At 67.3% G+C, this 23,834-nt stretch carries 19 protein-coding genes and 2 tRNA genes; 11 read left to right on the plus strand and 10 right to left on the minus strand.

What is annotated here, in order from left to right; translation table 11 throughout:
• Positions 1-8: 8 nt before the first annotated feature.
• Positions 9-704 carry an SDR family oxidoreductase gene (locus tag D0B54_RS06875; RefSeq protein ID WP_117290450.1) on the minus strand — a complete coding sequence of 232 codons (696 nt, stop codon included), beginning with the start codon at positions 702-704 and terminating at the stop codon, positions 9-11.
• 224 nt (positions 705-928) lie between these two features.
• On the opposite strand from D0B54_RS06875, the gene D0B54_RS06880 reads away from it, so the two are divergent.
• On the plus strand, positions 929-1,456 hold the full coding sequence (locus tag D0B54_RS06880) for a hypothetical protein (protein ID WP_117290452.1): 528 nt from the start codon (positions 929-931) through the stop codon (positions 1,454-1,456).
• 82 nt (positions 1,457-1,538) lie between these two features.
• Here the strand turns inward: D0B54_RS06880 and prpF are convergent, their stop codons facing one another.
• The 4 genes from prpF to prpB form a co-directional block, all read right to left on the minus strand.
• Positions 1,539-2,732 (minus strand): 2-methylaconitate cis-trans isomerase PrpF, encoded by a 1,194-nt coding sequence (gene prpF, locus D0B54_RS06885; protein WP_117290454.1) that lies wholly within the window; start codon positions 2,730-2,732, stop codon positions 1,539-1,541.
• A gap of 107 nt (positions 2,733-2,839) precedes the next feature.
• Positions 2,840-5,434, minus strand: coding sequence for a Fe/S-dependent 2-methylisocitrate dehydratase AcnD (gene acnD, locus D0B54_RS06890; protein WP_117290456.1), 2,595 nt, complete (start codon positions 5,432-5,434; stop codon positions 2,840-2,842).
• Between the two features lie 120 nt (positions 5,435-5,554).
• Positions 5,555-6,709, minus strand: a complete 1,155-nt coding sequence (gene prpC, locus D0B54_RS06895; RefSeq protein ID WP_117295087.1) for a bifunctional 2-methylcitrate synthase/citrate synthase — start codon at positions 6,707-6,709, stop codon at positions 5,555-5,557.
• A gap of 33 nt (positions 6,710-6,742) precedes the next feature.
• Positions 6,743-7,627, minus strand: coding sequence for a methylisocitrate lyase (gene prpB, locus D0B54_RS06900; RefSeq protein WP_117290458.1), 885 nt, complete (start codon positions 7,625-7,627; stop codon positions 6,743-6,745).
• A 201-nt stretch (positions 7,628-7,828) separates the two neighbouring features.
• Between prpB and prpR the strand changes: the two genes are divergently transcribed.
• A complete protein-coding gene (gene prpR / locus D0B54_RS06905; RefSeq protein WP_117290460.1) occupies positions 7,829-9,400 on the plus strand; it encodes a propionate catabolism operon regulatory protein PrpR in 1,572 nt (523 codons plus the stop codon).
• 117 nt (positions 9,401-9,517) lie between these two features.
• Here the strand turns inward: prpR and D0B54_RS06910 are convergent, their stop codons facing one another.
• Positions 9,518-10,474 carry a beta-ketoacyl-ACP synthase III gene (locus D0B54_RS06910; protein WP_117290462.1) on the minus strand — a complete coding sequence of 319 codons (957 nt, stop codon included), beginning with the start codon at positions 10,472-10,474 and terminating at the stop codon, positions 9,518-9,520.
• A 402-nt stretch (positions 10,475-10,876) separates the two neighbouring features.
• Between D0B54_RS06910 and D0B54_RS06915 the strand changes: the two genes are divergently transcribed.
• Positions 10,877-11,602, plus strand: a complete 726-nt coding sequence (locus tag D0B54_RS06915; protein ID WP_117290464.1) for an LOG family protein — start codon at positions 10,877-10,879, stop codon at positions 11,600-11,602.
• 136 nt (positions 11,603-11,738) lie between these two features.
• Here D0B54_RS06915 and D0B54_RS06920 read toward each other — a convergent pair whose 3' ends face one another.
• Positions 11,739-11,975: a hypothetical protein gene (locus tag D0B54_RS06920; protein WP_117290466.1), complete on the minus strand. Its 237-nt coding sequence runs from the start codon at positions 11,973-11,975 to the stop codon at positions 11,739-11,741.
• Positions 11,976-12,205: 230 nt separating this feature from the next.
• Between D0B54_RS06920 and D0B54_RS06925 the strand changes: the two genes are divergently transcribed.
• Positions 12,206-12,281, plus strand: a tRNA-Ala gene (locus tag D0B54_RS06925).
• A gap of 58 nt (positions 12,282-12,339) precedes the next feature.
• Here the strand turns inward: D0B54_RS06925 and D0B54_RS06930 are convergent.
• Complete coding sequence (locus D0B54_RS06930) at positions 12,340-12,789, minus strand: PA2169 family four-helix-bundle protein (protein WP_117290468.1); 450 nt, start codon at positions 12,787-12,789, stop codon at positions 12,340-12,342.
• A gap of 354 nt (positions 12,790-13,143) precedes the next feature.
• Here D0B54_RS06930 and D0B54_RS06935 point away from each other — a divergent pair, with 354 nt between their 5' ends.
• The 5 genes from D0B54_RS06935 (at position 13,144) to D0B54_RS06955 (ending at position 19,047) form a co-directional block, all read left to right on the plus strand.
• Positions 13,144-13,644: a Csu type fimbrial protein gene (locus tag D0B54_RS06935; RefSeq protein ID WP_117290470.1), complete on the plus strand. Its 501-nt coding sequence runs from the start codon at positions 13,144-13,146 to the stop codon at positions 13,642-13,644.
• 76 nt (positions 13,645-13,720) lie between these two features.
• Positions 13,721-14,308: a fimbrial biogenesis chaperone gene (locus tag D0B54_RS06940; protein WP_162932263.1), complete on the plus strand. Its 588-nt coding sequence runs from the start codon at positions 13,721-13,723 to the stop codon at positions 14,306-14,308.
• Positions 14,309-14,356: 48 nt separating this feature from the next.
• On the plus strand, positions 14,357-16,729 hold the full coding sequence (locus D0B54_RS06945) for a fimbria/pilus outer membrane usher protein (RefSeq protein WP_162932264.1): 2,373 nt from the start codon (positions 14,357-14,359) through the stop codon (positions 16,727-16,729).
• Positions 16,726-17,718 carry a Csu type fimbrial protein gene (locus D0B54_RS06950; protein ID WP_162932265.1) on the plus strand — a complete coding sequence of 331 codons (993 nt, stop codon included), beginning with the start codon at positions 16,726-16,728 and terminating at the stop codon, positions 17,716-17,718. Before D0B54_RS06945 ends, D0B54_RS06950 begins: the two co-directional genes overlap by 4 nt.
• A gap of 99 nt (positions 17,719-17,817) precedes the next feature.
• Positions 17,818-19,047 carry an aspartate aminotransferase family protein gene (locus D0B54_RS06955; protein WP_240433566.1) on the plus strand — a complete coding sequence of 410 codons (1,230 nt, stop codon included), beginning with the start codon at positions 17,818-17,820 and terminating at the stop codon, positions 19,045-19,047.
• A gap of 148 nt (positions 19,048-19,195) precedes the next feature.
• Here D0B54_RS06955 and D0B54_RS06960 read toward each other — a convergent pair whose 3' ends face one another.
• Entirely contained in the window at positions 19,196-19,879 is a 684-nt protein-coding gene (locus D0B54_RS06960; protein WP_117290480.1) for a general secretion pathway protein GspB, read from the minus strand.
• Positions 19,876-21,459 carry an ExeA family protein gene (locus D0B54_RS06965; protein WP_240433567.1) on the minus strand — a complete coding sequence of 528 codons (1,584 nt, stop codon included), beginning with the start codon at positions 21,457-21,459 and terminating at the stop codon, positions 19,876-19,878. Before D0B54_RS06965 ends, D0B54_RS06960 begins: the two co-directional genes overlap by 4 nt.
• A 224-nt stretch (positions 21,460-21,683) precedes the next feature.
• Between D0B54_RS06965 and D0B54_RS06970 the strand changes: the two genes are divergently transcribed.
• A tRNA-Arg gene (locus tag D0B54_RS06970) sits at positions 21,684-21,759 on the plus strand.
• Between the two features lie 126 nt (positions 21,760-21,885).
• Positions 21,886-23,775: an Ig-like domain-containing protein gene (locus tag D0B54_RS06975; protein ID WP_117290484.1), complete on the plus strand. Its 1,890-nt coding sequence runs from the start codon at positions 21,886-21,888 to the stop codon at positions 23,773-23,775.
• Positions 23,776-23,834 lie beyond the last annotated feature (59 nt).

Consider the following 23,834-nt stretch of genomic DNA (forward strand, 5'->3'; position numbering starts at 1 on the left):
TTCTGTGTTCAGCCGGCGTAGCTCGGCGGCTGGGCGTTGAGCCCGGCCTTGACCTGGCGGCTGATGTCGTCGGCCAGGGCTTCGAATCCGCCGGCCTCCAGCGCGGCCAGGGCTTGCGCGACGACGTCCGCCGGCGAGGCCTTGGGGGCCTCGATGCCGGCAACCATGTCGGTATCGATGTAGCCGGCATGCACGCCGACCACCTGCGTCCCCTGTTCCTTCAGCTGGATGCGCGTGGCATTGGTCAGCGCCCAGGCCGCGGCCTTGGAGGCGCTATAGGCGCCGGTGCCGGGCAGGGCGACCCAGCTCAGCACCGACAGCATGTTGACGATGCCGCCACCGCCGTTGGCCGCCAGCACCGGCGCGAAGGCGCGCGTGGTGGCGGCGATGCCGTGGTAGTTGGTGTCCATCATGCGGCGGGCATTGCTCTCGGCCTCGCCGTCGTTCTCGCCGTCGCCCAGGAAGATGCCGGCGTTGTTGACCAGCAGCGTGACGTCGCCGCAGGCCGCTGCGGCCGCGGCCACTTCCTCGGGCCTGGTCACGTCCAGCCGCAGGGGCACCACACCGGGGAGCGTGACGCTGGCCGGGTCGCGCGCGGCGGCATAGACCTTCTTCGCCCCACCGGCGAGCAGTGCCCTGGTGAAGGCCAGGCCCAGGCCGCGGTTGGCCCCGGTGACCAGTGCTACCGAACCCTTGATCTGCATGGCGACACTCCGGCTTTATTGGATGATGACAATAATATTATGGACGTCATACCAAGAAATCAAGCGCCGGACCGGCGGTCCTCGCCCGCTTGCCGGCGCCCCGGGGGCGTTGCAGCATGGGCGATGGCAATGCAGACAGGCGAAGGCGGCGACATGGTGCAGGGGAGTGCGGTGCCGTTTGGAGCGGTCCGGGGCGGTGGCATGCGGATGGCGGTGCCGGCCTGATGCGCGAACTCCGGTGGGCCCTGTTGATCCTGCTGTTCCTGGCCTTGCTGTCGCCCTTCATGCGCAACAGCACGGGAGATCACGCGTATGCATGCCTGAAGAGCGAGGAGTTCACGCAGGCGGGAATCGACGAGGCGCGCCAGTTCGCCGCCTGCATCCGCGCCCGCAGCAACACCCTGGTGGCGCTCTTCCCCAACCGCGACCTTGCCCTGCTGCGGAAGATGCCGTCGCCGACCTGCCGATACGTCGGGACCTGGCTGTCGAGCCGCGGCGGCGGCTACCGGATCACGCTGACCGAGGACTCCCGGTTCGTCGCCGAACCGGACCGTCCGCGCTGGGGCGCAGAGAGCTACCGGGGGACCTGGGGTGAACATGGGGGGCGCATGATCTGGCTGTACCAGGACCGCCTGACCTGGCCACCCGACATCAACCGTGTCGTCGATGCCAAGGATGATTCCTTCACGCTGACCGAAGTCGATGGCAGCAGCACGCTGTTCACGCGGCTGGAGGAAGGTCACTGCCTTTGAGCGGCGCCTGCGGCCGGGAGGACCGCAAACGAAAAAGGCCGGCGCCTCCTGCAGGCGCCGGCCCTCGCATGTCGCTGCTGAACTAGAACGCGTCGCCCGGCACGCGCACCCAGCCTTCCATCAGCACGCGCGCGGAGCGCGACATGATGGCCTTCTTCACCACCCACTGGCCGTTTTCCTGCACCGCGGCCGCACCGACGCGCAACGTGCCCGAGGGATGGCCGAAGCGCACGGCCTCGCGGGCGCCGCCACCGGCCGCCAGGTTCACCAGCGTGCCGGGGATCGCGGCGGCGGTGCCGATGGCCACCGCGGCGGTGCCCATCATGGCGTGGTGCAGCTTGCCCATCGACAGCGCGCGCACGTTCAGGTCGACGTCGCCGGCCTTGACCTGCTTGCCGCTGGACGAGACGTAGTCGGTCGGCGGGGCGACGAAGGCGACCTTGGGCGTGTGCTGGCGCTTGGCGGCTTCGCTGACGTCCTTGATCAGGCCCATGCGCAGGGCACCGTAGGCGCGGATCGTCTCGAATTTCTCCAGCGCCCTGGGATCGGTGTTGATCGCCTCGCGCAGCTCGGTGCCGGTGTAGCCAATCTCGGCCGCGTTGATGAACACGGTGGGGATGCCGGCGTTGATCATCGTCGCCTTCAGGGTGCCGATGCCCGGCACCTCGAGGTCGTCGACCAGGTTGCCGGTGGGAAACATCGAGCCGCCGCCATCGCCATCGCCTTCATCGGCCGGATCGAGGAATTCGATCTGCACCTCGGCCGCGGGAAAGGTGACGCCGTCGAGTTCGAAGTCGCCGGTTTCCTGCACCTGGCCGTTGGTGATGGGCACATGCGCGACGATGGTCTTGCTGATCTGCGTCTGCCAGATGCGCACGACGCAGAGGCCGTCCTGCGGGATGCGCGAGGCATCGACCAGGCCGTTGCTGATCGCGAACGAACCCACGGCGGCGGTCAGGTTGCCGCAGCTGCCCGACCAGTCGACGAAGGCCTTGTCGATCGACACCTGGCCGAACATGTAGTCGACGTCGTGATCGGCCTTGGCACTCTTGGCCAGGATCACGGTCTTGGAGGTGGACGAGGTGGCGCCGCCCATGCCGTCGATCTGGGCGCCGTAGGGGTCCGGGCTGCCGATCACGCGCAGCAGCAGCTTGTCGCGGGCTTCGCCGGGCACCTGGCAGCGCTCCGGCAGGTCCTGCAGGCGGAAGAACACGCCCTTGCTGGTGCCGCCGCGGATGTAGGTGGCGGGAATCTTGATCTGGGGTACGTGGGGCATTTGATGTGTCCTTAGGAAATCATCTGCCGCGGATCACGCGGATAAACGCGGATTCTTTTTTTATCCGTGTCATCCGCGTGATCCGTGGCAAAAAAGCTTTTGCCGTATCAGGCCGCCTTCGTCGACGCCAGGAAGTCCTGGGCAAAGCGCTGCAGCACGCCGCCGGCCTGGTAGATCGACACTTCCTCGTCGGAGTCCAGGCGGCAGGTCATCGGTACTTCGAGCTTTTCGCCGTTCTTGCGCGTGATCACCAGCGTCAGCGTGGTGCGCGGCGCGAGCTTGCCGACGACGTCGAAGGTCTCGGTGCCGTCGATGCCCAGTGTCAGGCGCGTCGTGCCCGGCTTGAACTCCAGCGGCAGGGTGCCCATGCCGATCAGGTTGGTGCGGTGGATGCGCTCGAAGCCTTCGGCGGCGATCACTTCCACGCCCGCCAGGCGCACGCCCTTGGCCGCCCAGTCACGCGAGGAGCCCTGGCCGTAGTCGGCACCGGCGACGATGATCAGCGGCTGCTTGCGCTCCATGTAGGTCTCGATGGCTTCCCACATGCGCACGACCTTGCCTTCCGGCTCGATGCGCGCCAGCGAACCCTTCTTGACCTTGCCGTCCACCACCGCCATCTCGTTGACCAGCTGCGGGTTGGCGAAGGTGGCGCGTTGCGCGGTCAGATGATCGCCGCGGTGGGTGGCGTAGGAGTTGAAGTCCTCTTCCGGCAGGCCCATCTTGTGCAGGTACTCGCCGGCGGCCGAGTTCATCATGATCGCGTTCGACGGCGACAGGTGGTCGGTGGTGATGTTGTCCGGCAGCACCGCCAGCGGCCGCAGGCCCTTGAGCGTGCGCTCGCCGGCCAGCGCGCCTTCCCAGTACGGCGGGCGGCGGATGTAGGTGCTCATCTTGCGCCAGTCGTACAGCGGGCTGATCTTCTCGTCGTCGAGCACCTTGAAGGTGAACATCGGGTCGTAGACCTTGCGGAACTGCTCCGGCTTGACGCTGCTGGCGACCACCGCGTCGATCTCGGCGTCGGTCGGCCAGATGTCCTTCAGCGTGACCGGCTGGCCGTCCTTGTCGGTGCCCAGCACATCCTTCTCGATGTCGAAGCGCACGGTGCCGGCGATGGCGTAGGCCACGACCAGCGGCGGCGAGGCCAGGAAGGCCTGCTTGGCGTAGGGGTGGATGCGGCCGTCGAAGTTGCGGTTGCCCGACAGCACGGCGGTGGCGTACAGGTCGCGGTCGATGACTTCCTTCTGGATCACCGGGTCCAGCGCGCCGCTCATGCCATTGCAGGTGGTGCAGGCGAAGGCGACGATGCCGAAGCCCAGCTGTTCCAGTTCCGGCAGCAGCCTGGCTTCTTCCAGGTACAGCTGCACGGCCTTGGAGCCGGGTGCCAGCGAGGACTTCACCCAGGGTTTGCGCGTGAGGCCGCGGGCATTGGCATTGCGCGCCAGCAGGCCGGCGGCGATGACGTTGCGCGGGTTGCTGGTGTTGGTGCAGCTGGTGATGGCGGCGATGATCACCGCGCCGTCCGGCATCTGGCCGGGGACTTCTTCCCACTTGGCGGCGATGCCGCGCTCGGCCAGGGCCGAGGTCGGCAGGCGCTTGTGCGGGTTGGACGGGCCGGCCATGTTGCGCACGACCGTCGACAGGTCGAACTTCAGCACGCGCTCGTACTCGGCGGTCTTGAGGTCGTCGGCCCACAGGCCGGTGTGCCTGGCGTAGGTCTCGACCAGCTTGACCTGGGCGTCGTCGCGGCCGGTCAGGCGCAGGTACTCGATGGTGTTCTTGTCGATGAAGAACATCGCCGCGGTGGCGCCGTACTCCGGGGCCATGTTGGAGATGGTGGCGCGGTCGCCCAGCGTCAGCGCCGAGGCGCCTTCGCCGTAGAACTCGAGATAGGCGCCGACGACCTTCTGCTGGCGCAGGAACTCGGTCAGCGCGAGCACCACGTCGGTGGCGGTGATGCCTTCGCGCGGCTTGCCGCTCAGTTCCACGCCGGTGATGTCCGGCAGGCGCATCCAGGAGGCGCGGCCCAGCATGACGTTCTCGGCTTCCAGACCGCCGACGCCGATGGCGATGACGCCCAGGGCATCCACGTGCGGCGTGTGGCTGTCGGTGCCGACGCAGGTGTCCGGGAAGGCGACGCCATCCAGCGTGTAGACCACCGGCGACATCCGCTCCAGGTTGATCTGATGCATGATCCCGTTGCCCGGCGGGATCACTTCCATGTTCTTGAAGGCCTTCTTGGTCCAGTCGATGAAGTGGAAGCGGTCGTCGTTGCGACGATCCTCGATCGCACGGTTCTTGGCGAACGCGTCCTTCTCGAAGCCGCCATGCTCCACTGCCAGCGAGTGGTCCACGATCAACTGCACCGGCACTACCGGGTTGACCTTGGCAGGGTCGCCGCCCATGTCGGCGATGGCGTCGCGCAGGCCGGCGAGGTCCACCAGCGCGGTCTGGCCGAGGATGTCGTGGCATACCACGCGCACCGGGAACCAGGGGAAGTCCAGATCGCGCTTGCGCTCGATCAGCTGGCCCAGATAGGCGTTGATCTTTTCCGGCTCAGCCTTGCGCACCAGGTTCTCGGCGTGCACGCGGGCGGTGTAGGGCAGCTTGGCGTAGGCGCCGGGCTGGATCGCATCGACGGCTGCGCGCGCGTCATAGAAATCGAGCTGGGTGCCGGGGAGGTTCTTGCGGAAGGCGGTGTTCATATCTGGCTACCAAGATTTTTTGCCGCGGATTACGCGGATTACGCGGATTACGCGGACTACACGGATAAAGCTTTTCAATCCGCGTTCATCCGCGTAATCCGCGGCCAATGGCGGTGGCTGTTACTTGCGGTCCTTGATCGGGACGAACTTCAGGTCCTCGGGACCGACGTAGTTCGCCGACGGGCGGATGATCTTGCCGTCGATGCGCTGCTCGATGATGTGCGCGCTCCAGCCGGAGGTGCGGGCGATCACGAACAGCGGGGTGAACATGTCGGTCGGCACGCCCATCACGTGGTAGCTGACGGCGGAGAACCAGTCGAGGTTCGGGAACATCTTCTTGATGTCCCACATGACCGTCTCCAGGCGTTCGGCGATGTCGAACATCTTCAGGCTGCCGGCTTCCTTGGACAGGTCGCGCGCCACTTCCTTGATCACCTTGTTGCGCGGATCGGCAATGGTGTAGACCGGGTGGCCGAAGCCGATGACGACTTCCTTCTTCTCGACGCGGGCCTTGATGTCGGCCTCGGCCTCGTCCGGCGTGTCGTAGCGCTTCTGGATCTCGAAGGCCACTTCGTTGGCGCCGCCATGCTTGGGGCCGCGCAGCGCGCCGATGCCGCCGCAGATCGCGGAGTAGATGTCGGAGCCGGTGCCGGCGACGACGCGGGTGGTGAAGGTGGAGGCGTTGAACTCGTGCTCGGCATACAGCACCAGCGAGGTGTGCATGGCCTTGACCCAGCTCTCCGGCGGCTTCTTGCCGTGCAGCAGGTGCAGGAAGTGGCCGCCGATGGAGTCGTCGTCGGTCTCGACCTCGATGACCTTGCCGTTGTAGGCGTAGTGGTACCAGTACAGCAGCATCGAACCGAGGCTGGCCATCAGCTTGTCGGCGATGTCGCGCGCGCCCGGGTGGTTGTGGTCGTCCTTCTCCGGCTTGACGCAGCCGAGCACCGAAACGCCGGTGCGCATCACGTCCATCGGGTGCGAGGACGGCGGCAGCTGCTCCAGCGCGGTCTTCACGGCGGCCGGCAGGCCGCGCAGCGAGCGCAGCTTGGTCTTGTAGGCAGCCAGCTCGGAGACGGTCGGCAGCTTGCCGTGCACCAGCAGGTGGGCGATCTCTTCGAACTCGCACTGCGCGGCGACATCGAGGATGTCGTAGCCGCGGTAGTGCAGGTCGTTGCCGGAACGGCCGACCGTGCACAGCGCGGTGTTGCCGGCGGTGGTGCCGGACAGCGCAACGGATTTCTTGGGCTTGAACGTCGGGGCGGTGGGTTCGCTCATGGTCATGCTCTCCTGGAAATGGGGGTGTGCGGCTTACTTCTTCTTGGCAGCGAACAGAGCGTCGAGCTTGTTCTCGAACGCGTGGTAGCCGATGCGGTCGTACAGTTCGGTGCGCGTCTGCATCAGGTCGATCACGTCCTTCTGGTGGCCGTTCTGGCGGATCGAAGTGTAGACCGCCTCGGCGGCCTTGTTGGCGGCACGGAAGGCCGACAGCGGGTACAGCTGGATGGCGACGCCGACCGAGGCCAGTTCGTCGCGCGTGAACAGCGGGGTGGCGCCGAACTCGGTGATGTTGGCCAGCACCGGCACCTTCAGCGCGTCGACGAATTTCTTGTAGGTCGGCAGGTCATAGGCGGCCTCGGCGAAGATCGCGTCGGCACCGGCCTCGGCGCAGGCGATCGCGCGCTCGATGGCGGCATCCACGCCCTCGGCCTGGATCGCATCGGTACGGGCGATCAGGAAGAAGTTCGGGTCGGTGCGCGCGTCGGCGGCGGCCTTGACGCGATCGACCATCTCGCCCTGGGTCACGATCTCCTTGCCCGGACGGTGGCCGCAGCGCTTGGCGCCGACCTGGTCCTCGATGTGGCAGGCGGCGGCGCCGGCCTTGATCAGGCTCTTGATCGTGCGCTCGATGTTGAACGCCGAGGGACCGAAGCCGGTGTCGATGTCGACCAGCAGCGGCAGGTCGCAGACGTCGGTGATGCGGCGGACGTCGACCAGCACGTCGTCCATGGTGTTGATGCCCAGGTCCGGCAGGCCGAGGCTGCCCGCGGCGACGCCGCCGCCCGACAGGTAGATCGCCTTGTAGCCGGCGCGCTTGGCCAGCAGGGCGTGGTTGGCGTTGATGGCGCCGATCACCTGCAGGGGCTTTTCGGCGGCAAGGGCGGCGCGGAAGTTGGCGCCGGCAGAAAACGTCATGGGGTTGCTCCTCGGTTGGCGGGGACAGTCGCCGATTCGTACCCAAGAGCTGTGCCAGCCGTTCCGGCGCCTGAATATGTCACTCAAGTCATTGGTATTGCTGGATATATTAAGAATGTTCCGGGCGGCTGCCTGTTTCACCAATGGCAATTTCTCGTTTCATGAAACACATGAAACGAGAAATGGAACATAATCTGCGACATGCAGCTCAACGATGCACCCCTGCCCACGATCTGGACCGTCAGCGTCACCCGGCTGTCGAGCCTGATGCGCGAGGTCACGCCGGAGTTCGACGGCCGCGCGCACATCGAGACCATCGATCTCGGCTTCGAGGAGGCGGTCACTCACATCCGCGAGCGGCTGCGGACCGAGGACTGCGATGTCGTGCTGTCTGCCGGCTCCAACGGCGAATACCTGCGCAACCGCATCGACAAGCCCATCGTCCTGGTGCGCCCGGACGGCTTCGACCTGATGCAGGCCCTGACCCGCGCGCGGCGTCATTCCGATCGCATCGGCGTCATCAGCTACGGCGCCCCCCTGCCGGCGTTCGCCGCGTTCAAGCAGCAGTTCGGGCTCGAGATCGAGCAGCGCTCCTACACCAACACCGAGGAAGCCAGGGACCTCGTCACCGAACTGGCGTCGATCGGCTGCGGCGCGATCGTCGGCACCGGCTACGTCACTGAACTTGCCGACCGCGCCGGCATCCCCGGCATCCTGATGTACTCGCCGGACGCGATCCGCCATGCCTTCGAGCAGGCGATCGACCTGGCGCGCATGCTTTCCGCGGCGCGCAGCGGCCAGCGCCGTGACCCCACGGCGCCGGATTCGCGCTACAGCCTGCGTCGCCTGATCGGCAACAGCGAGTCGATGGTCGCCCTGCGCGACCAGGTGCGGCTCTACGGCGCCAGCGACCGCACGGTGCTGGTCACCGGCGAGACCGGCACCGGCAAGGAACTGGTGGCGCAGGCGCTGCACGGCGCCAGCCCGCGCCGCGCCGCGCCCTTCATCGCGGTCAACTGCGGGGCCATCGCCGAGTCGCTGCTGGAGTCCGAACTGTTCGGCTACGCCGACGGCGCCTTCACCGGCTCGCGCCGCGGCGGCCGCGTGGGACTGATCGAGGCCGCCAACGGCGGCACGCTGTTCCTCGACGAGATCGGCGAGATGCCGCTGGCCCTGCAGACCCGGCTGCTGCGCGTGCTGGAGGAGCGCGAGGTGCTGCGCGTCGGCAGCGTGCGGCCGATCCCGGTCGACGTGCGCGTGGTGGCGGCCACCCACAGCGAACTCGACACGCTGGCTGCCGAGGGCCGCTTCCGCCGCGATCTCTACTACCGGCTCAACGTGCTGCGCCTGGCACTGCCGCCGCTGCGCGAGCATGCCGAGGATGTGCCGCTGCTGCTGATGGGTTTCCTGCGCGGCGCCGGCGCCGGTGCCATGGTGATCGACGAACCCGCCAGGGCGCTGCTGCTCGGCCACTCCTGGCCGGGCAACGTGCGCGAACTGCGCAACCTCGCCGAGCGCATCGCCGTGCTGGTCTCGGCCGAGTCGCCGCTGTCGGCGCTGACGCGGCCTTCGCTGCTGCGCTTCGCGCCGGAGCTGGCGGCGGTGGCGACGCAGGTGGTGACGCCGACCGAGACCGTGGTCCGCGGGCGGCAGCGTCCGGATGCGGCGGCGGTGGAGCGGGCGCTGCAGGCGGCGGGCGGGGATCGCGCGAAGGCGGCGGAGTTGCTGGGGGTTTCCAGAACTACGCTGTGGCGATGGCTCAGCGCGACCTGAGCGGTGAATGGCCGGCAACCAAGCGTGTAGGAGCGGCTGTTAGCCGCGATGGGTGCTCACAAGGCCACCCGCGCATCGCGGTTAACAGCCGCTCCTACAAAGGCTAGCCGCGGCAAATCACCACCGCACCATCGCCGCGCCCCAGGTCATCCCGCCGCCCACCGCTTCCAGCAGCACGTTCTGCCCGCGCTGGATGCGGCCGTCGCGTACCGCGGTGTCCAGCGCCAGCGGCACCGAGGCGGCCGAGGTGTTGCCCTGGCGCTCCAGCGTGGTGACGATGCGCTCGCGCGGCAGGCCCAGCTTGTCGGCGGTGGCCTGGATGATGCGGATGTTGGCCTGGTGCGGCACCAGCCAGTCGATGTCGGAGCCTTTCATGCCATGGGGCGCGAGGGCTTCCCTGCAGATTTCGTCGAGCGCGCGCACGGCGAAACGGAACACGGCCTGGCCGTCCATCTGCACGTAGGCGTGGCCGCCGATCTCGCCGTTGTCGACGAAACCGGGTACCTGCAGGATGTGCGACTGGGTGCCGTCGGCATGCAGGTGGGTGGAAAGGATACCGTGCTCGGGATCGGGCTTGAGCACCACCGCGCCGGCGCCGTCGCCGAACAGCACGCAGGTGCGGCGATCGGTCCAGTCGAGCAGGCGCGAGAACTTCTCCGCGCCGATCACCAGCGCGCATTTCGACTGGCCGCTGTTGACGAACTTGTCGGCGATCGACAGCGCATAGAGAAAGCCCGTGCAGACGGCCTGCACGTCGAAGGCCGCGCAGGTGCCGGCGCCGAGCTTGGCCTGCAGCAGGCAGGCCGTGGACGGGAAGATCATGTCCGGCGTGGTGGTGGCCACGATGATCAGGTCCAGGTCGGCGGCCGTGATGCCGGCCATCTCCATCGCCTGCCTTGCCGCATGCAATGCCAGGTCCGAGGTGTGCTCGTGCTCGGCGGCGACGTGGCGGGCGCGGATTCCGGTGCGCTGGAAGATCCACTCGTCCGTCGTGTCGATACGGCTTTCCAGCTCCTGGTTGCTGAGGCTCTGGGCGGGCAGGTAGCTGCCGGTGCCGACGATCCGTGAACGCATGTACCGCTCCTGCGAGGAAGGGGTGAGGGGCGGGCATCTTAACCGAGGCAGAACCGGGATTCGCCACCCGAAGGGCCTACCAACGCTACCGCGGTCGCTGCGATGCCCCCGTATTTGCCGCCAGGCACGACGCGAGGAAGACGCTTGGTGGTTCCAAGTAACAGACGAGCAACACAGCATGGCGGCAAAGACGGGGGCACCCGGAGGGCAGGGCCGCTTTGGCGCATGGCGTCGTCCCGCGCCGCTAATGTACGTCCAGTACACCGCGCGTCTCGGGACATAGCCCTGCGCCAAAGCGGCCTCCGTCGCAGCGATCGCGGTAGCGTTGGTAGGCCCTAGAATGAGATGCCCCGGAGCGGGTGGGGTGCGCTGCTACACTTGCCCTTCCTGGAGGGGAGTGGAATGGAACTGGTCAAGGCCTACAAGAACGAAGAATTCCTGATGAGCGAGGAGGCGCGCGCAGTGCGCATCCTCTGCGAGTACATGGAGCCGGCGCGGCGCTTCAAGGCCATGGGCATCCGCAATGCCGTGATCTTCTTCGGCTCCGCCCGTACCCGCGCCAAACCCGGGCTGGGCCGCGATTTCTACGCCGAGGCCGCCGATTTCGCCGAGCGCCTGGCGCGCTGGACCACGGACTCGCACGGGGAGGGGGAGCGCTACTACGTCTGCACCGGCGGCGGCCCCGGCATCATGGAGGCGGCCCACGAGGGCGCCGCGCGGGTCGACCGCAACCTCAACATCGGCCTGGGCATTTCACTGCCCTTCGAACAGCACGGCAATCCGCATGTGGAACTGTCGCGTGCGCTGGAGTTCCACTACTTCTTCATGCGCAAGTTCTGGTTCCTGAACCTGGCGCGTGCCGCAGTGATCTTCCCCGGTGGTTTCGGCACCATGGACGAACTGTTCGAGTTGCTGACGCTGACCCAGACCGGCAAGTCCGCGCCGATGCCGATCGTGCTGTTCGGCAAGGAGTTCTGGGAAGGGCTGTTCAATTTCCGCATGCTGGCCGACCGCGGGCTGATCAGCGAGGCCGACCTCGACCTGTTCCGCATCTGCGACACCATCGACGAGGCATTGGAATACCTGGTGCCGACATTGGAGCGCTACCACTCTCCGGGCGGCGCTTGAGGGTCTGGCTGGTAGGCAGCGAGAAGCAATGCCGTCCGCAAATGCACGCAAATGAACGCCAATAGACCGGCTTTCATTCGCGTCCATTTGCGTTCATTCGCGGACTGAAGGCTTTGTGTCCGCTCGCGAGCGCACCTCAGCGCCGTCGCCGCGGCTCGTCGAAATCCGGGTCTTCGTCGATGGCGCGCCGCAGGTTGCGCTCTTCCTTGAATTTCTCCACGTCGCGCCAGTCGCGTAGCTTGGACTGCGGCAGGGCGCGCGCGCTTTCCGCGCTGGAGACGTCTTCGTCGACGCCTTCGGCTTCGTCAACGAACTCGTCGAAGCTCTTGGGAGCTTCAGGCTGCTGCTGGGCTTTCTTCGGCTTGCGCGGCATCGATGCTTTGACCTCAGTAAAACTCGCGTCAAAATCGGGAGCTGTATTTATCAAGCTTTTTTTCGCGAGGGAAGCCCCCCGCAAAAGCGCTTGTCGATCATTGGCTTGGCGCGGCAGTTTTAACGCCCTTGGCGATTGCCGCGCAAGGCCGCCTGCGGCAGCTGGCCGGGCAGGGCAGTTGAGTGCCGCTGGCGTTTTCGCGTCGAATTGCTAGAATGCTCCCCCTTCACGGGGCGATAGCTCAGCTGGGAGAGCGCCGCGTTCGCAATGCGGAGGTCGAGGGTTCGATCCCCTTTCGCTCCACCATCACCCGGGAAAACGAAAGCCAGGCGCAAGCCTGGCTTTTTTCGTTTCGGCGTCCGGATCAGTGAAGGGTGTAGCGCTGCCGCATGCCCCGCAGGTCCTGCTGGTGGCGGCGCAGGTCCTCGTACTGGCGCTGCACCAGGGCATGCATCGGCTCCGGCATCTCCACCCCCAGCGCATGCTCGTAGCGCATTTCGGCATCGTGCTCGAAGCGCTCGCATTCATCGAGGATGGCGACTTCGTCGCGCCCCAGGGCCAGCGCTTTCAGGTGCATCCAGCCGCGGCGCACGGTGGAGCCGGTGGTGCCGATCTCCTCGGGCCTGCCGCCGAGTGACTTCACGGCCGCCTGCAGTTCGGCGGCGGCGTGGGCGCTGTCGCTGGCGCAGTCGCGCAACAGCTGCTTCAGGTCGGCGTGGTAGGCCTCTTCCGAGGCGGCGCGGAAATTGCGCTCCGTATCCAGCGAGGTTTCGATCAACTCGTTGAAGGCGGTAATGGTATCGAGGTCGGTCATGAGCTCTCCTTGGTCCGCAACGGTAGTCGGGCCACCTGGGCCCGCAATCCGCCGGAGGGTCCTGACCACGCGCTCGCCGCCGGCGGTGTCTCCATCTGACCGTAACGATGCGCCGAAAAATCCCGCGCGTAAACAGCCGCTTGCATGAACGGAGGTGTGAGGGAAAACCTTACATTTATATCGCCGGATGCTTACTCAAGCCAGCCAGTATGATTTCTCTACATTACTGATTATAAAACAGTTAATTACCGTCGGTCCCTTGACGCATGCCGTTTGTAGGCTGCGACGGTTTTCTGGCGCGGGTCAATGTAAGTATTCACCTACACACCCCGTGTACCCCAGGAGACAGTAGTCATGAACAGGATTCAGATAGCGGTAACCGGCATCGTGGCGATGGCCAGCGCGACCCCCGCCCTGGCTGCGACGGTGTCAGGCAACTTCCAGGCCCAGATCACCATCCAGAACACCTGCGCGCTGACCACGGCGCCGACCAACCTGAGCTTCGGCACGCAGGGCGTGCTGATCGCCAACGTCGACACCACCTCGACGATCAAGGTGACCTGCACCACCGGTGCCGACTACGACATCGGCCTGGACGCCGGCGCCAACGAGTCGAGCGCCAACGACATCAACACCCGCCGCATGACCGACGGCTCCTCGCACTACGTCGGCTACAACATGTACAGCAATGCCGGCCGCACCACGGTCTGGGGCGAGACGGTGGACACCAACACCCTCGGCAGCACCGGCACCGGCGCGGAGCAGTCCTTCACCGTCTACGGCCGCGTGCCGGCGCAGACAACGCCCCAGGCGGGCAGCTATGCTGATACGGTAACGGTGACGGTAACCTACTGAACTGGGCACCGTTTCCGCCCAAAAGGGGGAAATGATGCTGCGACCGTACCGGGTGTTGTGCAGCAGGCTGGCCGTCTTGGCCAGCCTGCTCGTCACCACCGCCGTCACCGCTGCGGGCCTGAGCGTGACGCCGATTTCTCTGGAATTCACCAGTGCCGCGCCGGCCCAGGCGCTGTGGCTCAGCAACACCGGCGACGCGCCGATCGACGCGCAGCTGCGTGCCTATGCCTGGAACCAGGACGAGGGCAAGGACCGCCTGCTGCCGACCCGCGACCTGGTGCTGAGTCCGCCGATGATCGCGCTGCAGCCGGGGCAGAAGCAGCTGGTGCGGGTGATCCGCACGGCCGCCACCGGTCCGCGCGAGAGCAGCTACCGTATCCTGGTGGACGAACTGCCGGATCCGGCCAAGCTGCAGCAGGGCCTGCACTTCGTCATGCAATTCTCGATTCCCGTCTTCGCCGATACCGGCACCGCGGCGGCCCCGGCGCTGGAGTGGCGCCTGGCGCGGGAGGGCGACAAGCTGAAGCTGATCACCGACAACAAGGGGGGCGGCGTGCAAAGGTCACCGACATCGAGTTGCTCGACGGCCAGGGCCGCAGCCTGCTCAAGCATCCGGGCCTGCTGGGCTACGTGCTGGCCGGCGCCACCAGCCGCTGGCCGCTGAAGCTGGATGCCAGTGCCAACACCGCAACCGAGGTCCAGGCGAGGATCAATGGCGAACCCGGCCGCCACAAGCTGCGCCTGGCGCCTGGTGCTCGCTAGCCTGCTGCTGTCGCTGCCGGCCGGCGGCGCGCTCGCCGAGGCGCCGGACCTCGTCAACATCGGCCTGCTGCGCGGCCCGGGGCTGCCGGCCAGCCAGATGGACCTCTACCTGGAAGTGACGCTCAACGGCGTCAGCACGCAGCGCGTGCTGCACGTGGCCGTCACTGCCGACGGCCACCATCACGCCTGGATCCCGAACCTGCGCGACGCCGGCATCCGCGTCGACGGCTTGCCGGCGGAGGGCTACGCCGATCTCGCCGCAATCCCGGGGCTGGATTACGCGATCGACACCCCCAACCAGCGCGTCGACTTCATTGCGAGCGCCGAGCGGCTCGGCCGCGCGACGCAACGACTCAACGCCCAGTCCGGCAAGGCCTACGACGCCCGGGTCACGCCCGGCGCCCTGCTCAACTACGATCTCTACGGCAATGCCGGTGATCGCGGCGCGCGCAGCTTCAGCGCCCTGACCGAGCTGCGCGGCTTCGGCGGCTGGGGCGTGCTGAACAGCACCGGCCTGTCGGCCTTCGACGATGCGCGCGAGCAGGAGCCCTATACCCGCCTCGATACGACCTGGAGCCTGTCCTTCGAGGACCGCCTGACGACGCTCAATGTCGGCGATTTCATCGGCGGCAACCTCGGCTGGAGCCGTGCCACGCGCATGGGCGGCGTGCAGCTGCGGCGCAACTTCAGCCTGCAGCCAGGCCTGATCACCTATCCGCTGCCGGCGTTCTTCGGCCAGGCCGCGCTGCCGTCGAGCGTCGAGCTCTACGTCAACGGCATCCGCCAGTACGAGGGCGAGGTGGCGCCGGGGCCGTTCCAGCTGTTCGCGGTGCCCGGCGTCAACGGCTCGGGCCAGGCCCAGGTCGTGCTCACCGATGCGCTGGGCCGTCGCAGCGCCGTCAGTTTTCCTTTCTACAACTCCAGCCAGCTGCTCAAGGCCGGGCTCAGCGACTGGTCGCTGGAGGCGGGCGTGGTGCGCCGCGACTACGGCTTCGACTCCTTCCGCTACGGCGACGCGCCGGCCGCCAGCGGCAGCCTGCGCTACGGCTGGCGCGAGTGGGCGACGCTGGAGGCGCACGCGGAGGCCAGCGAGCGGCTTGCCCTGGGTGGCTTCGGTGGCGCACTGCAGCTGGGCGACGCCGGCGTGGTCAACGCCGCCTACGCCCTGAGCGAGGGTGCGGACAGCGGCAGCCAGGCCAGCCTCGGCTACGCCTGGGTCGGCCGGCGCTTCAACGCCGGCCTCGGCGTCACCCAGGCCTTCGACGACTATCGCGATATCGCCAGCCTCGAGGGCGAGCCGCCGCCGCAGCGCAGCGCGCAGGCCGTGGCCAGCCTGCAGTTCGGCGCCGCCGGCAGCGTTTCCGTGAACTACAGCCGGCTCGACACCGAGCTGGACGGGCGCCAGCACTACGCCGGTGCCGGCTACAGTCTCAACCTGCAGCGCGGTGCCAGCCTGTTCGCCAACGCCACCCGCAACCTCGACGATGCCGGGGACACGGTGGTGTTCGCCGGCCTGGTATGGAGCTTCGGCTCACGGCTGTCCCTCGGCACCTCGTTCCAGCGCAACCGCGGCCGCAATCTCTATGGCGCCGACCTGGCCCAGAACAGCGCGGTCGACGGCGGCTTCGGCTGGAGCCTGCGCACGCAGCAGGGTGAGGGCGTGCACGACTGGCAGGCCGAGGGCTCCTACCGCGGCGACTACGGACAGCTGACCGCGGGCAGCTACTCGGTCAATGGGCTGGACAGCGTCTATGCCGGCTACTCCGGCGGCCTGGTGCTGATGGACCGCGATGTCTTCGCCAGCCGCCGCATCGACGACGCCTTCGTGCTGGTGTCGACCAGCGGCATCGCCGACGTGCCGGTGTACCTGGAGAACCGTCCGATCGGCCGTACCGATCGCGGTGGGCACTACCTGCTGACCAACCTCAACGCCTGGCAGCCCAATCGCGTCGCGATCGACGCGCTGGGCTTGCCGGCACAGGTGCAGGCCAATGCGGTGGAGGGCGAGGTCGTGCCGACCGATCGCGCCGGCCTGCTGGTGGACTTCGGCCTGCGCGAGGTGCGCGCTGCCGTGGTGACCCTGGCCGATGGCCGCGGCTGGCCGCTGCCGCTGGGCAGCCGGGTGCGGCTGGACGGCGCCGGCGTCGCGCCGCAGATGGTCGGCTACGACGGCCAGGTCTACCTCGAAGGCCTGTCGGCCAAGAACCGGATCAGCGTGATCACGCCGCAGGGCGCCTCCTGCGAGACCGCCTTTGCCTATCCGCCGCAGGCCAGCGGCATCCCGGTGATCGGCCCGGTGGTGTGCCGGCCGGTGCTGCCATGAGACAGCTCGCGCCGCTGCTGTTGCTGCTGCTGGCACTGTGCCCGCAGCCCGGCCAGGCCTCGACCACCTGCTCGGCGAGCCTGTCGAACGTCAGCTTCAGTCCGGTCAATCCCTTCGGCGGCAACGTCGATGTCACCGCGACGCTGAACTACAGCTGCACCATCACCAGCATCCTGTCGTCCTCGCGCGTCCGCATGTGCTTCAGCATCGGCGCGGGCGCCCAGGGCGGCGGCAACTTCGCGCCGCGACAGATGAGCAGTGGCGCCAACCTGTTGTACTTCAATCTCTACAAGGACAGCGGCCGCAGCCTGATCTGGGGCACGCGCTCCAACAGCTATGGCTCGGTGGGGGCGACGCTGGAGATCGGCGCGCTGCTCGGCAGCGCCACCGCCAATGGCAGCCTGACGGTCTACGGCCGCATCCCCAGCGGCCAGACCACGCTGGTGCCGGGCAGCTATTCCAATGCCTTCAGCGGTGCGCATACCGAGCTGATCTACCAGTACAACGAGTTCCTGCTGGGCCTGCTCGGCTACCCGGCGACCTGCACCAGCGGCGGCAACGGCAGCGGCTCGGGCACGTTCGCGTTCAGCGCGCTGGCCACGGTCAGCGCGCAGTGCGATCCCAGTTTCAGCGTCGAGAACATCAACTTCGGCACCGGCGGGCTGCTGACCGCCAACTACGACGCGACCGCGATCGTAAGCCCGCGCTGCACCAATACCACGCCCTACCAGCTGGGCCTGAACAACGGCATCAACGCCTCGGGGTCGATCCGGCGCATGAAGAGCGCCGCCGGCAACTACGTCAGCTACGAGCTCTACCGCGACAACGGCCGCAGCCAGCGCTGGGGCAACACCCAGGGCACGGACACCGTGGCCGGCACCGGCAGCGGCAGCGCCCAGGACGTCACCATCTACGGCCGGGTGGCGCCGCAGGCGACGCCGGTGGCCGGCAGCTACGCCGATACGGTGACGGTCACCATCTACTATTGAGGGCGATGGCGGGGGGCTTATAATCCGCCCCCGTTTCAGCCCGAGGCCCGCCAGGCAAAGCTCCTGCGTTGCCCGACCCGGGCTTTTGCCGTTGTGGAGATGAAGATGTCGCAGCTCGATCGCCAGCTGTTCAACGAGGTCATGGTTCCCAACTACGCGCCGGCGGAGATCATCCCGGTGCGCGGCGAAGGCTCGCGCCTGTGGGACCAGCAGGGCCGCGAATACCTGGACCTGGCCTGCGGCATCGCCGTGACCAGCCTGGGGCATTGCCACCCGGCCCTGGTGCAGGCCATGGCCGAGCAGTCGCGCAAGCTCTGGCACATCTCCAACGTCATGACCAATGAGCCGGCGCTGAAGCTGGCCAAGCGGCTCACCGAGCTGTGCTTCGCCGAGCGCGTGTTCTTCTGCAACAGCGGCTCCGAGGCCAACGAGGCCGCGTTCAAGCTGGCGCGGCGCTGGGGCAACAACCAGAACCCGGAGAAGAACGAGATCATCTCGTTCTACAACGCCTTCCACGGTCGCACGCTGTTCACGGTGAGCGTCGGCGGCCAGGAGAAGTACACCAAGGGCTTCGAGCCGCTGCCGGGCAACATCACGCACCTGCCGTATAACGATCTCGAGACCCTGGCCGATCACATCAGCGAGCGGACCTGCGCGGTGGTGCTGGAGCCGGTGCAGGGCGAGGGCGGCGTGACGCCGGCCACCGAGACCTTCCTGCGCGGCGTGCGCGAACTCTGCGACCGGCACAACGCGCTGATGGTGTTCGACGAGGTGCAGACCGGCAACGGCCGCTGCGGTGCCCTGTTCGCCTACATGGAAATGGGCGTGACGCCGGACGTCCTGACCACGGCCAAGGGCCTGGGCGGCGGCTTCCCGGTGGGCGCCATGCTGACCACCGCGAAGCTCGCCGAGACGCTGGCTTTCGGCACGCACGGCTCCACCTACGGCGGCAACCCCATGGCCTGCGCCGTGGCCGGCGCCGCGCTGGAGGAGATCGCCAAGCCCGAGACGCTGGCCAACGTGCGCGCACGCAGCGCGCAGCTGCAGGCCGGGCTGGAGGCGATCGGCCGCCGCTACGGCATGTTCGAGGGTGTGCGCGGCCTGGGCCTGTTGATCGGGGCGCCGCTGACGGAGGCCTGGAAGGGCCGTGCCAAGGACGTGGTCGGCGCCGGCCTCAGGCACGGCGTCTGGCTGCTGGTGGCCGGTCCGGACGTGCTGCGCTTCGCGCCGGCGCTGAACATCACCGAGGCCGACCTGGCCGAGGCCCTGCGCCGCCTGGATACGGCCTGCGCCGAGCTGGCGGGCGCCGCGAAGGCTGCGGTGGCCTGAGCCTCTGAATGTGGGAGCGGCTGTTGGCTTAACTCAGGCTGACATTGAGTCAGCCTTCGCCGAGACCAACAGCTGGCCGCGATAGGCCGGTCATCATGATCGCCGGCCTATCGCGGCCAAGGCCGCTCCCACGTGTTTTGTGCAGCCTTTAGCGCGCGATCGGGTACAGCGCGCGCTGTCCCTGGTGCTCGAACACGATGCCGTCGGGCGTGATCTCGGCGATGCGCGGCCCTTCCGACAGCGCCTCGCCCTCGCGGTAGCGCCGCGTGTTGACCATCACCCAGCGCTTGGCCGGATTGTCGTCGTAGACATGGACCTCGACCGTGATCGACGGGAAGCCGGCGCGGTAGCCGGCGGGCATGTCGCGCAGCAGCGGCAGGCTGTCCTCTTCCTCCACCGCGGCCTCCTCCTCCGCGGCGACGGCAGGCATGGAGGGCTCGGCACCGGCGCGCGGCGCTGCGGCGATCGCGGGAGCCGGCGCTGCCGCGGGTTCCTCGGCCGCGGGTGCTGCCTCTTCCGGCGCTGCCAGGTCATCGAAGCTGCTGACCGCGTCGCCGGCGTCGGCGGGCGGCGGCATGGCGGCGATCGCCGGGGCGGCCGGCACTGCGGCCACGGCGACCGGAGCCGGGGCGCTGGCCGCGCGGTGGTGACGCCAGACCAGCAGCGCCATCGTGACCAGCAGCAATAGCGTCACGCCGGCCAGCAGCGGCACCAGCAGGCGCCGGGGCGGCTGCCGCAGCGCCGAGGGCTGCGTCACCGCCTGCATCGAGGGCGGCTGGCCCAGGTTGCGTTCGCGCTCGGCCTTGCGCAAGGCGTCGAGGATGTAGCTCATCGGCTTGCTCCCAGCAGGGTCGGCGTGGAGGCCTGGCCGTCGCCCAGCGCGATCAGCGTGCGCGTGCCGAGCATGCCGTCCACCGGCAGGCCGCGCTGCTGCTGGAACTGACGTATCGCGTCCTCCAGCTTGCGCCCGAAGTAGGTTTTCACTTCCGGCGGAATCGCCACGCCGTCGAGTTCCGCCAGGCGCTCCCAGACCAGGGGCACGGAGGCACTGCGGTCGCCGGGGCGCAGCTGCGACTCGGCGGTGTCGCGGCGCCACAGCAGCAGGTAGTCGCCGGTCCACAGCTTGTCGAGTTCGCTCAGCGCCACCTTCACCACCCCGAACTGCGTGTCGAAGCCGGCGTGGGTCGTGGTCAGCTCACGCAGCAGCGCGTGCTGCTCGCCGCCCGCCAGCTTCAGCACCAGGATCGCCGGGCGGTTGATCTGGCCCAGGTCCGACCAGCTGCCATTGCTGCGGTAGCACTCCAGGTGGTCGCGGCTCAGCGCCTCGCAGGGGTTGCCGCCGCGCGGCAGGCGCAGCTGCGGATCCCACAGGCGCACCAGGCGGCCCATCACCTCGGGCAGGGGCTGCGGCCTGCGCAGCAACTGGTCGAGCTGGCTGGCCGGCATGGCTCCGAGCGGCGGGGCCGCCGCGGCGCCGGTGGCCGAGGGGGAGCCGCTTGCCGGGGCGGCCGCCACCGCGGCCGGGACCGGGGCGTTCGCGGCCGCCGGCGGCTGCAGGCGCGGGGCGATCACGAAGGTGTAGAGAAAGGCCAGGGTGCAGACCGCCAGGGCCAGCGCGCTGACCGTTTCGATGCTGGCCCAGCGCTTCGGCGCGCCCGGGTCGAAGGTGGTGGGCAGCTCGCCGATGGCTTCCCGGGCGGCGTTGCGGATCATCTCCGGCGTGATCTGGCGCTGGCCCTGCGAATAGGCGCCCAGCAGGGCGCGGTCGCAGATGATGTTGATCAGGCGCGGGATGCCGCGGGCATAGCGGTGCACCTGCTGGCAGGCGCTGCGGCTGAAGATCTCGGTTTCCGCGCCGGCCACGCGCAGGCGGTGCTGGATGTACTCGGTGGTCTCGGCGGCACTCAGCGGCGTCAGGTGGAAGCGCGCCGTGATGCGCTGCGCCAGCTGGCGCAGGTCCGGGCGGGCCAGCAGTTCCGACAGCTCCGGCTGGCCGATCAGCATGATGCGCAGCAGCTTGTCCTTGGTGGTCTCCAGGTTGGTCAGCAGGCGCACCTGCTCCAGTACCTCGGGCCGCAGGTTCTGCGCCTCGTCGATGATCAGGACCGTGCGCCGGCCCTCGGCGTGGCTCTTCAGCAGATGGCTGTTGAGCGCATCGACCAGGGTCTTGAGCGTGACCGGCGCGTCGTAGCGCACGTGCAGTTCATCGCAGATCGACTGCACGAACTCCATCTCGGACTGGCGCGGGTTGTGGACCATCGCCACGTCGACGTCGGCCAGGCGCTGCTCCAGCAGGGTACGCACGATGGTGGTCTTGCCGGTGCCGACCTCGCCGGTGAGCTGCACGAAGCCGCCGTGCTGGCCGGTGCCGTACAGCAGGTGCCCCAGCGCCTCCTGGTGGCGCGGGGACATATAAAGGTAGGCGGGGTCCGGGGTGATGGCGAATGGCATCTCCCGCAGATGAAAGAACTGGGTATACACGTTTTGGGGTCAGGTCCTTGGACCGAATCGAGTATAGCGGATGGCCTACAGCCGCTCGCCGTTTTCCGCGGCTACAATACCGGGGCAGGTCCCCGGCTGGCTGCTGTTCTTTTGCCCGGACCAGACCTTAAACCGTCGTGAAATCGTGCTATTACGCCTTTGTAGCTCAGTGGATAGAGCGACCGCCTCCTAAGCGGTAGGTCGCAGGTTCGATTCCTGCCAAGGGCACCATCCCGGTGCGCACTTTGCACGCTACTTTCAATTGTTGCCTGACTTGCTTGTTTTGATTGATTTTCTGGGATAGCATCGGGCTGACTTTTTACCTCGAGCCGCGGGGGACGCGGCGGGCTGGAGCCAATGTACAAAAACTCTCGTGGATTCCTGTTCGCAGCGGTTGCCGCACTGGCGCTGTCTGCCTGTGGCGGTGGTTCGGTCGGCGAAGACGGCGGCACTGATCCGACGACCCCGGTCCCGGCTCAATTGACGCTGCTGGCCAGTTCGCCGCAGCTGGCGTCCGACGCCTCGGCCGTGACCCAGGGCGTGTCCCTGATCGCCATCGTCAAGGACAACAACAACAACGCAATGGCCGGAGTGACGGTGGTCTTTTCGACCCCCGATTCCGGCGAAATCGTGGTGACCAACCCCGCGGTTACCGATGATACCGGACGCGTGACCGCGGTCCTGACCACGGGCGGCGATCCGCAGAACCGGATCATCGATGTTTCCGCCTCGGTTACGGGTACCAGTCTCAGGCAGACGGTGTCGATCGGCGTGGTCGGCACCCAGTTGAATGTCACCGGCGCCAGCAGCACGCAGATCAATACGGATACCCCGTATACGGTTTCGCTGGTGGACGCTGCCGGCGACGGCATCTCGGGGCAGCGGGTCGACGTGACCACGAATGCCGGGAATACGGTGACGCCCTCCAGCTTCGTGACGAATGCCGCTGGACAGGGAGTCGTGATGTTGAGGGGCACACAGGCTGCGACGAGGCTGACAGTGACGTCGCTGGGACTCACCCAGACGGTAAACGTTGCGGTGTCCACTGATCAGTTCAGGTTCGTCGCACCGCCCGCGGGTGCCCAGGTCACCGAGGGCAGCGAGGTGAACATCGGGCCCTCCCGGACCCTGGCAGTGCAGTGGCTGACCGGCGCTGCGGGAAATCCTGTTGCGAACCAGCCTGTCGAGTTCCGCGCCACGCACGCGACGCTGTCCGCGACGACGGTCATGACCAACGCCAGTGGCATTGCCACGGTTCAGGTTTCGTCCCTGCAGGCCGGGCCTACCACCGTCGTGGCGTCCAGCACTGTGCTGACCAGGCCCTCCGCGACCCTGAATTTCGAGTTCGTGGCAACGACGCCGGCCAGCATCAGTGTGCAAGGTGTGCCGGCAAACGTTTCGGTCAACCAGACCAGCGAAATCAACGCCACGGTGTTCGATGCCAACAACAATCTGGTGAAGAACCAAACGGTGGATTTCACGCTGAACGACATCACCGGCGGTGTCCTGTCGTCCCCGAGCGCTGTCACGAACAGCCAGGGTATTGCCAGGATCACCTATACCGCGTCGTCGCAGACCAGCGCTGCCGACGGAGTGGTCGTTACCGGTCGCGTACGCGGCACGGGCATCCAGGGGCAGGCCCGGCTGACAGTCGGAGCGCGCGCGGTCAGCATCCAGTTCGGCACGGGCGCTGAACTGATCGTGAAGGATGTGTCCACCTACCAGATGCCCTGGACCGTCATTGTCCAGGATTCCAGCGGCAACCCTGTTTCGGATGCTGTTTTCACCCTTGCGATCCAGCCCATCGAATACACCAAGGGCCTTCGCGCCGACGCCTTCGCTGGCACCGCGACGGAATGCGTCTCCGAAGATGCTCAGCCGCAATTTGCGGGCCGTGGCTGGAACTTCAACGATATCCTCGATTCACTGGATATCAATGGCAATGGCGCGATTGACCCGGGTGAGACCGAGGACAACAACGGTAATGGAAGTCTGACCCCCGGCCGGCCGGCCTCTGTGCCTCGCACGGTGGCCTTGCAGACGGATGGTACCGGACGCTTCGATGTCACCTATCCGAAGGAGTTCGGCTATTTCGTACGGGTCCGCTTGATCGGTACCGTCAGAGTCAACGGAACGGAAACCCGGCAGACGCGCGACTTCGATCTCGCGGCTACCGAGAATGACTTCGACAATCTGCCTTCGGAAAGTCCCTACGGCACCAGCAACAGCTGCTTCGACGCCAACTGACCTTTGAAAGTCCCGGACATCCGGACTCGAAAGCGAGGTTCTGGCAAAAAAAGGCACCC

This window comes from Solimonas sp. K1W22B-7 (assembly GCF_003428335.1).
In the GTDB taxonomy this organism is placed as follows: domain Bacteria; phylum Pseudomonadota; class Gammaproteobacteria; order Nevskiales; family Nevskiaceae; genus Solimonas_A.

Coding starts and splice junctions, on each gene's coding strand:
- D0B54_RS06875 (WP_117290450.1), bottom strand. CDS start 704: ATGCAGATCAAGGGTTCGGTAGCACTGGTCACCGGGGCCAACCGCGGC.
- D0B54_RS06915 (WP_117290464.1), top strand. CDS start 10,877: ATGGAACTGGTCAAGGCCTACAAGAACGAAGAATTCCTGATGAGCGAG.
- D0B54_RS06960 (WP_117290480.1), bottom strand. CDS start 19,879: ATGAGCTACATCCTCGACGCCTTGCGCAAGGCCGAGCGCGAACGCAAC.
- prpB (WP_117290458.1), bottom strand. CDS start 7,627: ATGACGTTTTCTGCCGGCGCCAACTTCCGCGCCGCCCTTGCCGCCGAA.
- D0B54_RS06935 (WP_117290470.1), top strand. CDS start 13,144: ATGAACAGGATTCAGATAGCGGTAACCGGCATCGTGGCGATGGCCAGC.
- D0B54_RS06930 (WP_117290468.1), bottom strand. CDS start 12,789: ATGACCGACCTCGATACCATTACCGCCTTCAACGAGTTGATCGAAACC.
- prpF (WP_117290454.1), bottom strand. CDS start 2,732: ATGCCCCACGTACCCCAGATCAAGATTCCCGCCACCTACATCCGCGGC.
- D0B54_RS06965 (WP_240433567.1), bottom strand. CDS start 21,459: ATGTCCCCGCGCCACCAGGAGGCGCTGGGGCACCTGCTGTACGGCACC.
- acnD (WP_117290456.1), bottom strand. CDS start 5,434: ATGAACACCGCCTTCCGCAAGAACCTCCCCGGCACCCAGCTCGATTTC.
- D0B54_RS06975 (WP_117290484.1), top strand. CDS start 21,886: ATGTACAAAAACTCTCGTGGATTCCTGTTCGCAGCGGTTGCCGCACTG.
- D0B54_RS06920 (WP_117290466.1), bottom strand. CDS start 11,975: ATGCCGCGCAAGCCGAAGAAAGCCCAGCAGCAGCCTGAAGCTCCCAAG.
- D0B54_RS06910 (WP_117290462.1), bottom strand. CDS start 10,474: ATGCGTTCACGGATCGTCGGCACCGGCAGCTACCTGCCCGCCCAGAGC.
- D0B54_RS06955 (WP_240433566.1), top strand. CDS start 17,818: ATGAAGATGTCGCAGCTCGATCGCCAGCTGTTCAACGAGGTCATGGTT.
- D0B54_RS06945 (WP_162932264.1), top strand. CDS start 14,357: ATGGCGAACCCGGCCGCCACAAGCTGCGCCTGGCGCCTGGTGCTCGCT.
- D0B54_RS06950 (WP_162932265.1), top strand. CDS start 16,726: ATGAGACAGCTCGCGCCGCTGCTGTTGCTGCTGCTGGCACTGTGCCCG.
- D0B54_RS06880 (WP_117290452.1), top strand. CDS start 929: ATGCGCGAACTCCGGTGGGCCCTGTTGATCCTGCTGTTCCTGGCCTTG.
- prpC (WP_117295087.1), bottom strand. CDS start 6,709: ATGAGCGAACCCACCGCCCCGACGTTCAAGCCCAAGAAATCCGTTGCG.
- prpR (WP_117290460.1), top strand. CDS start 7,829: ATGCAGCTCAACGATGCACCCCTGCCCACGATCTGGACCGTCAGCGTC.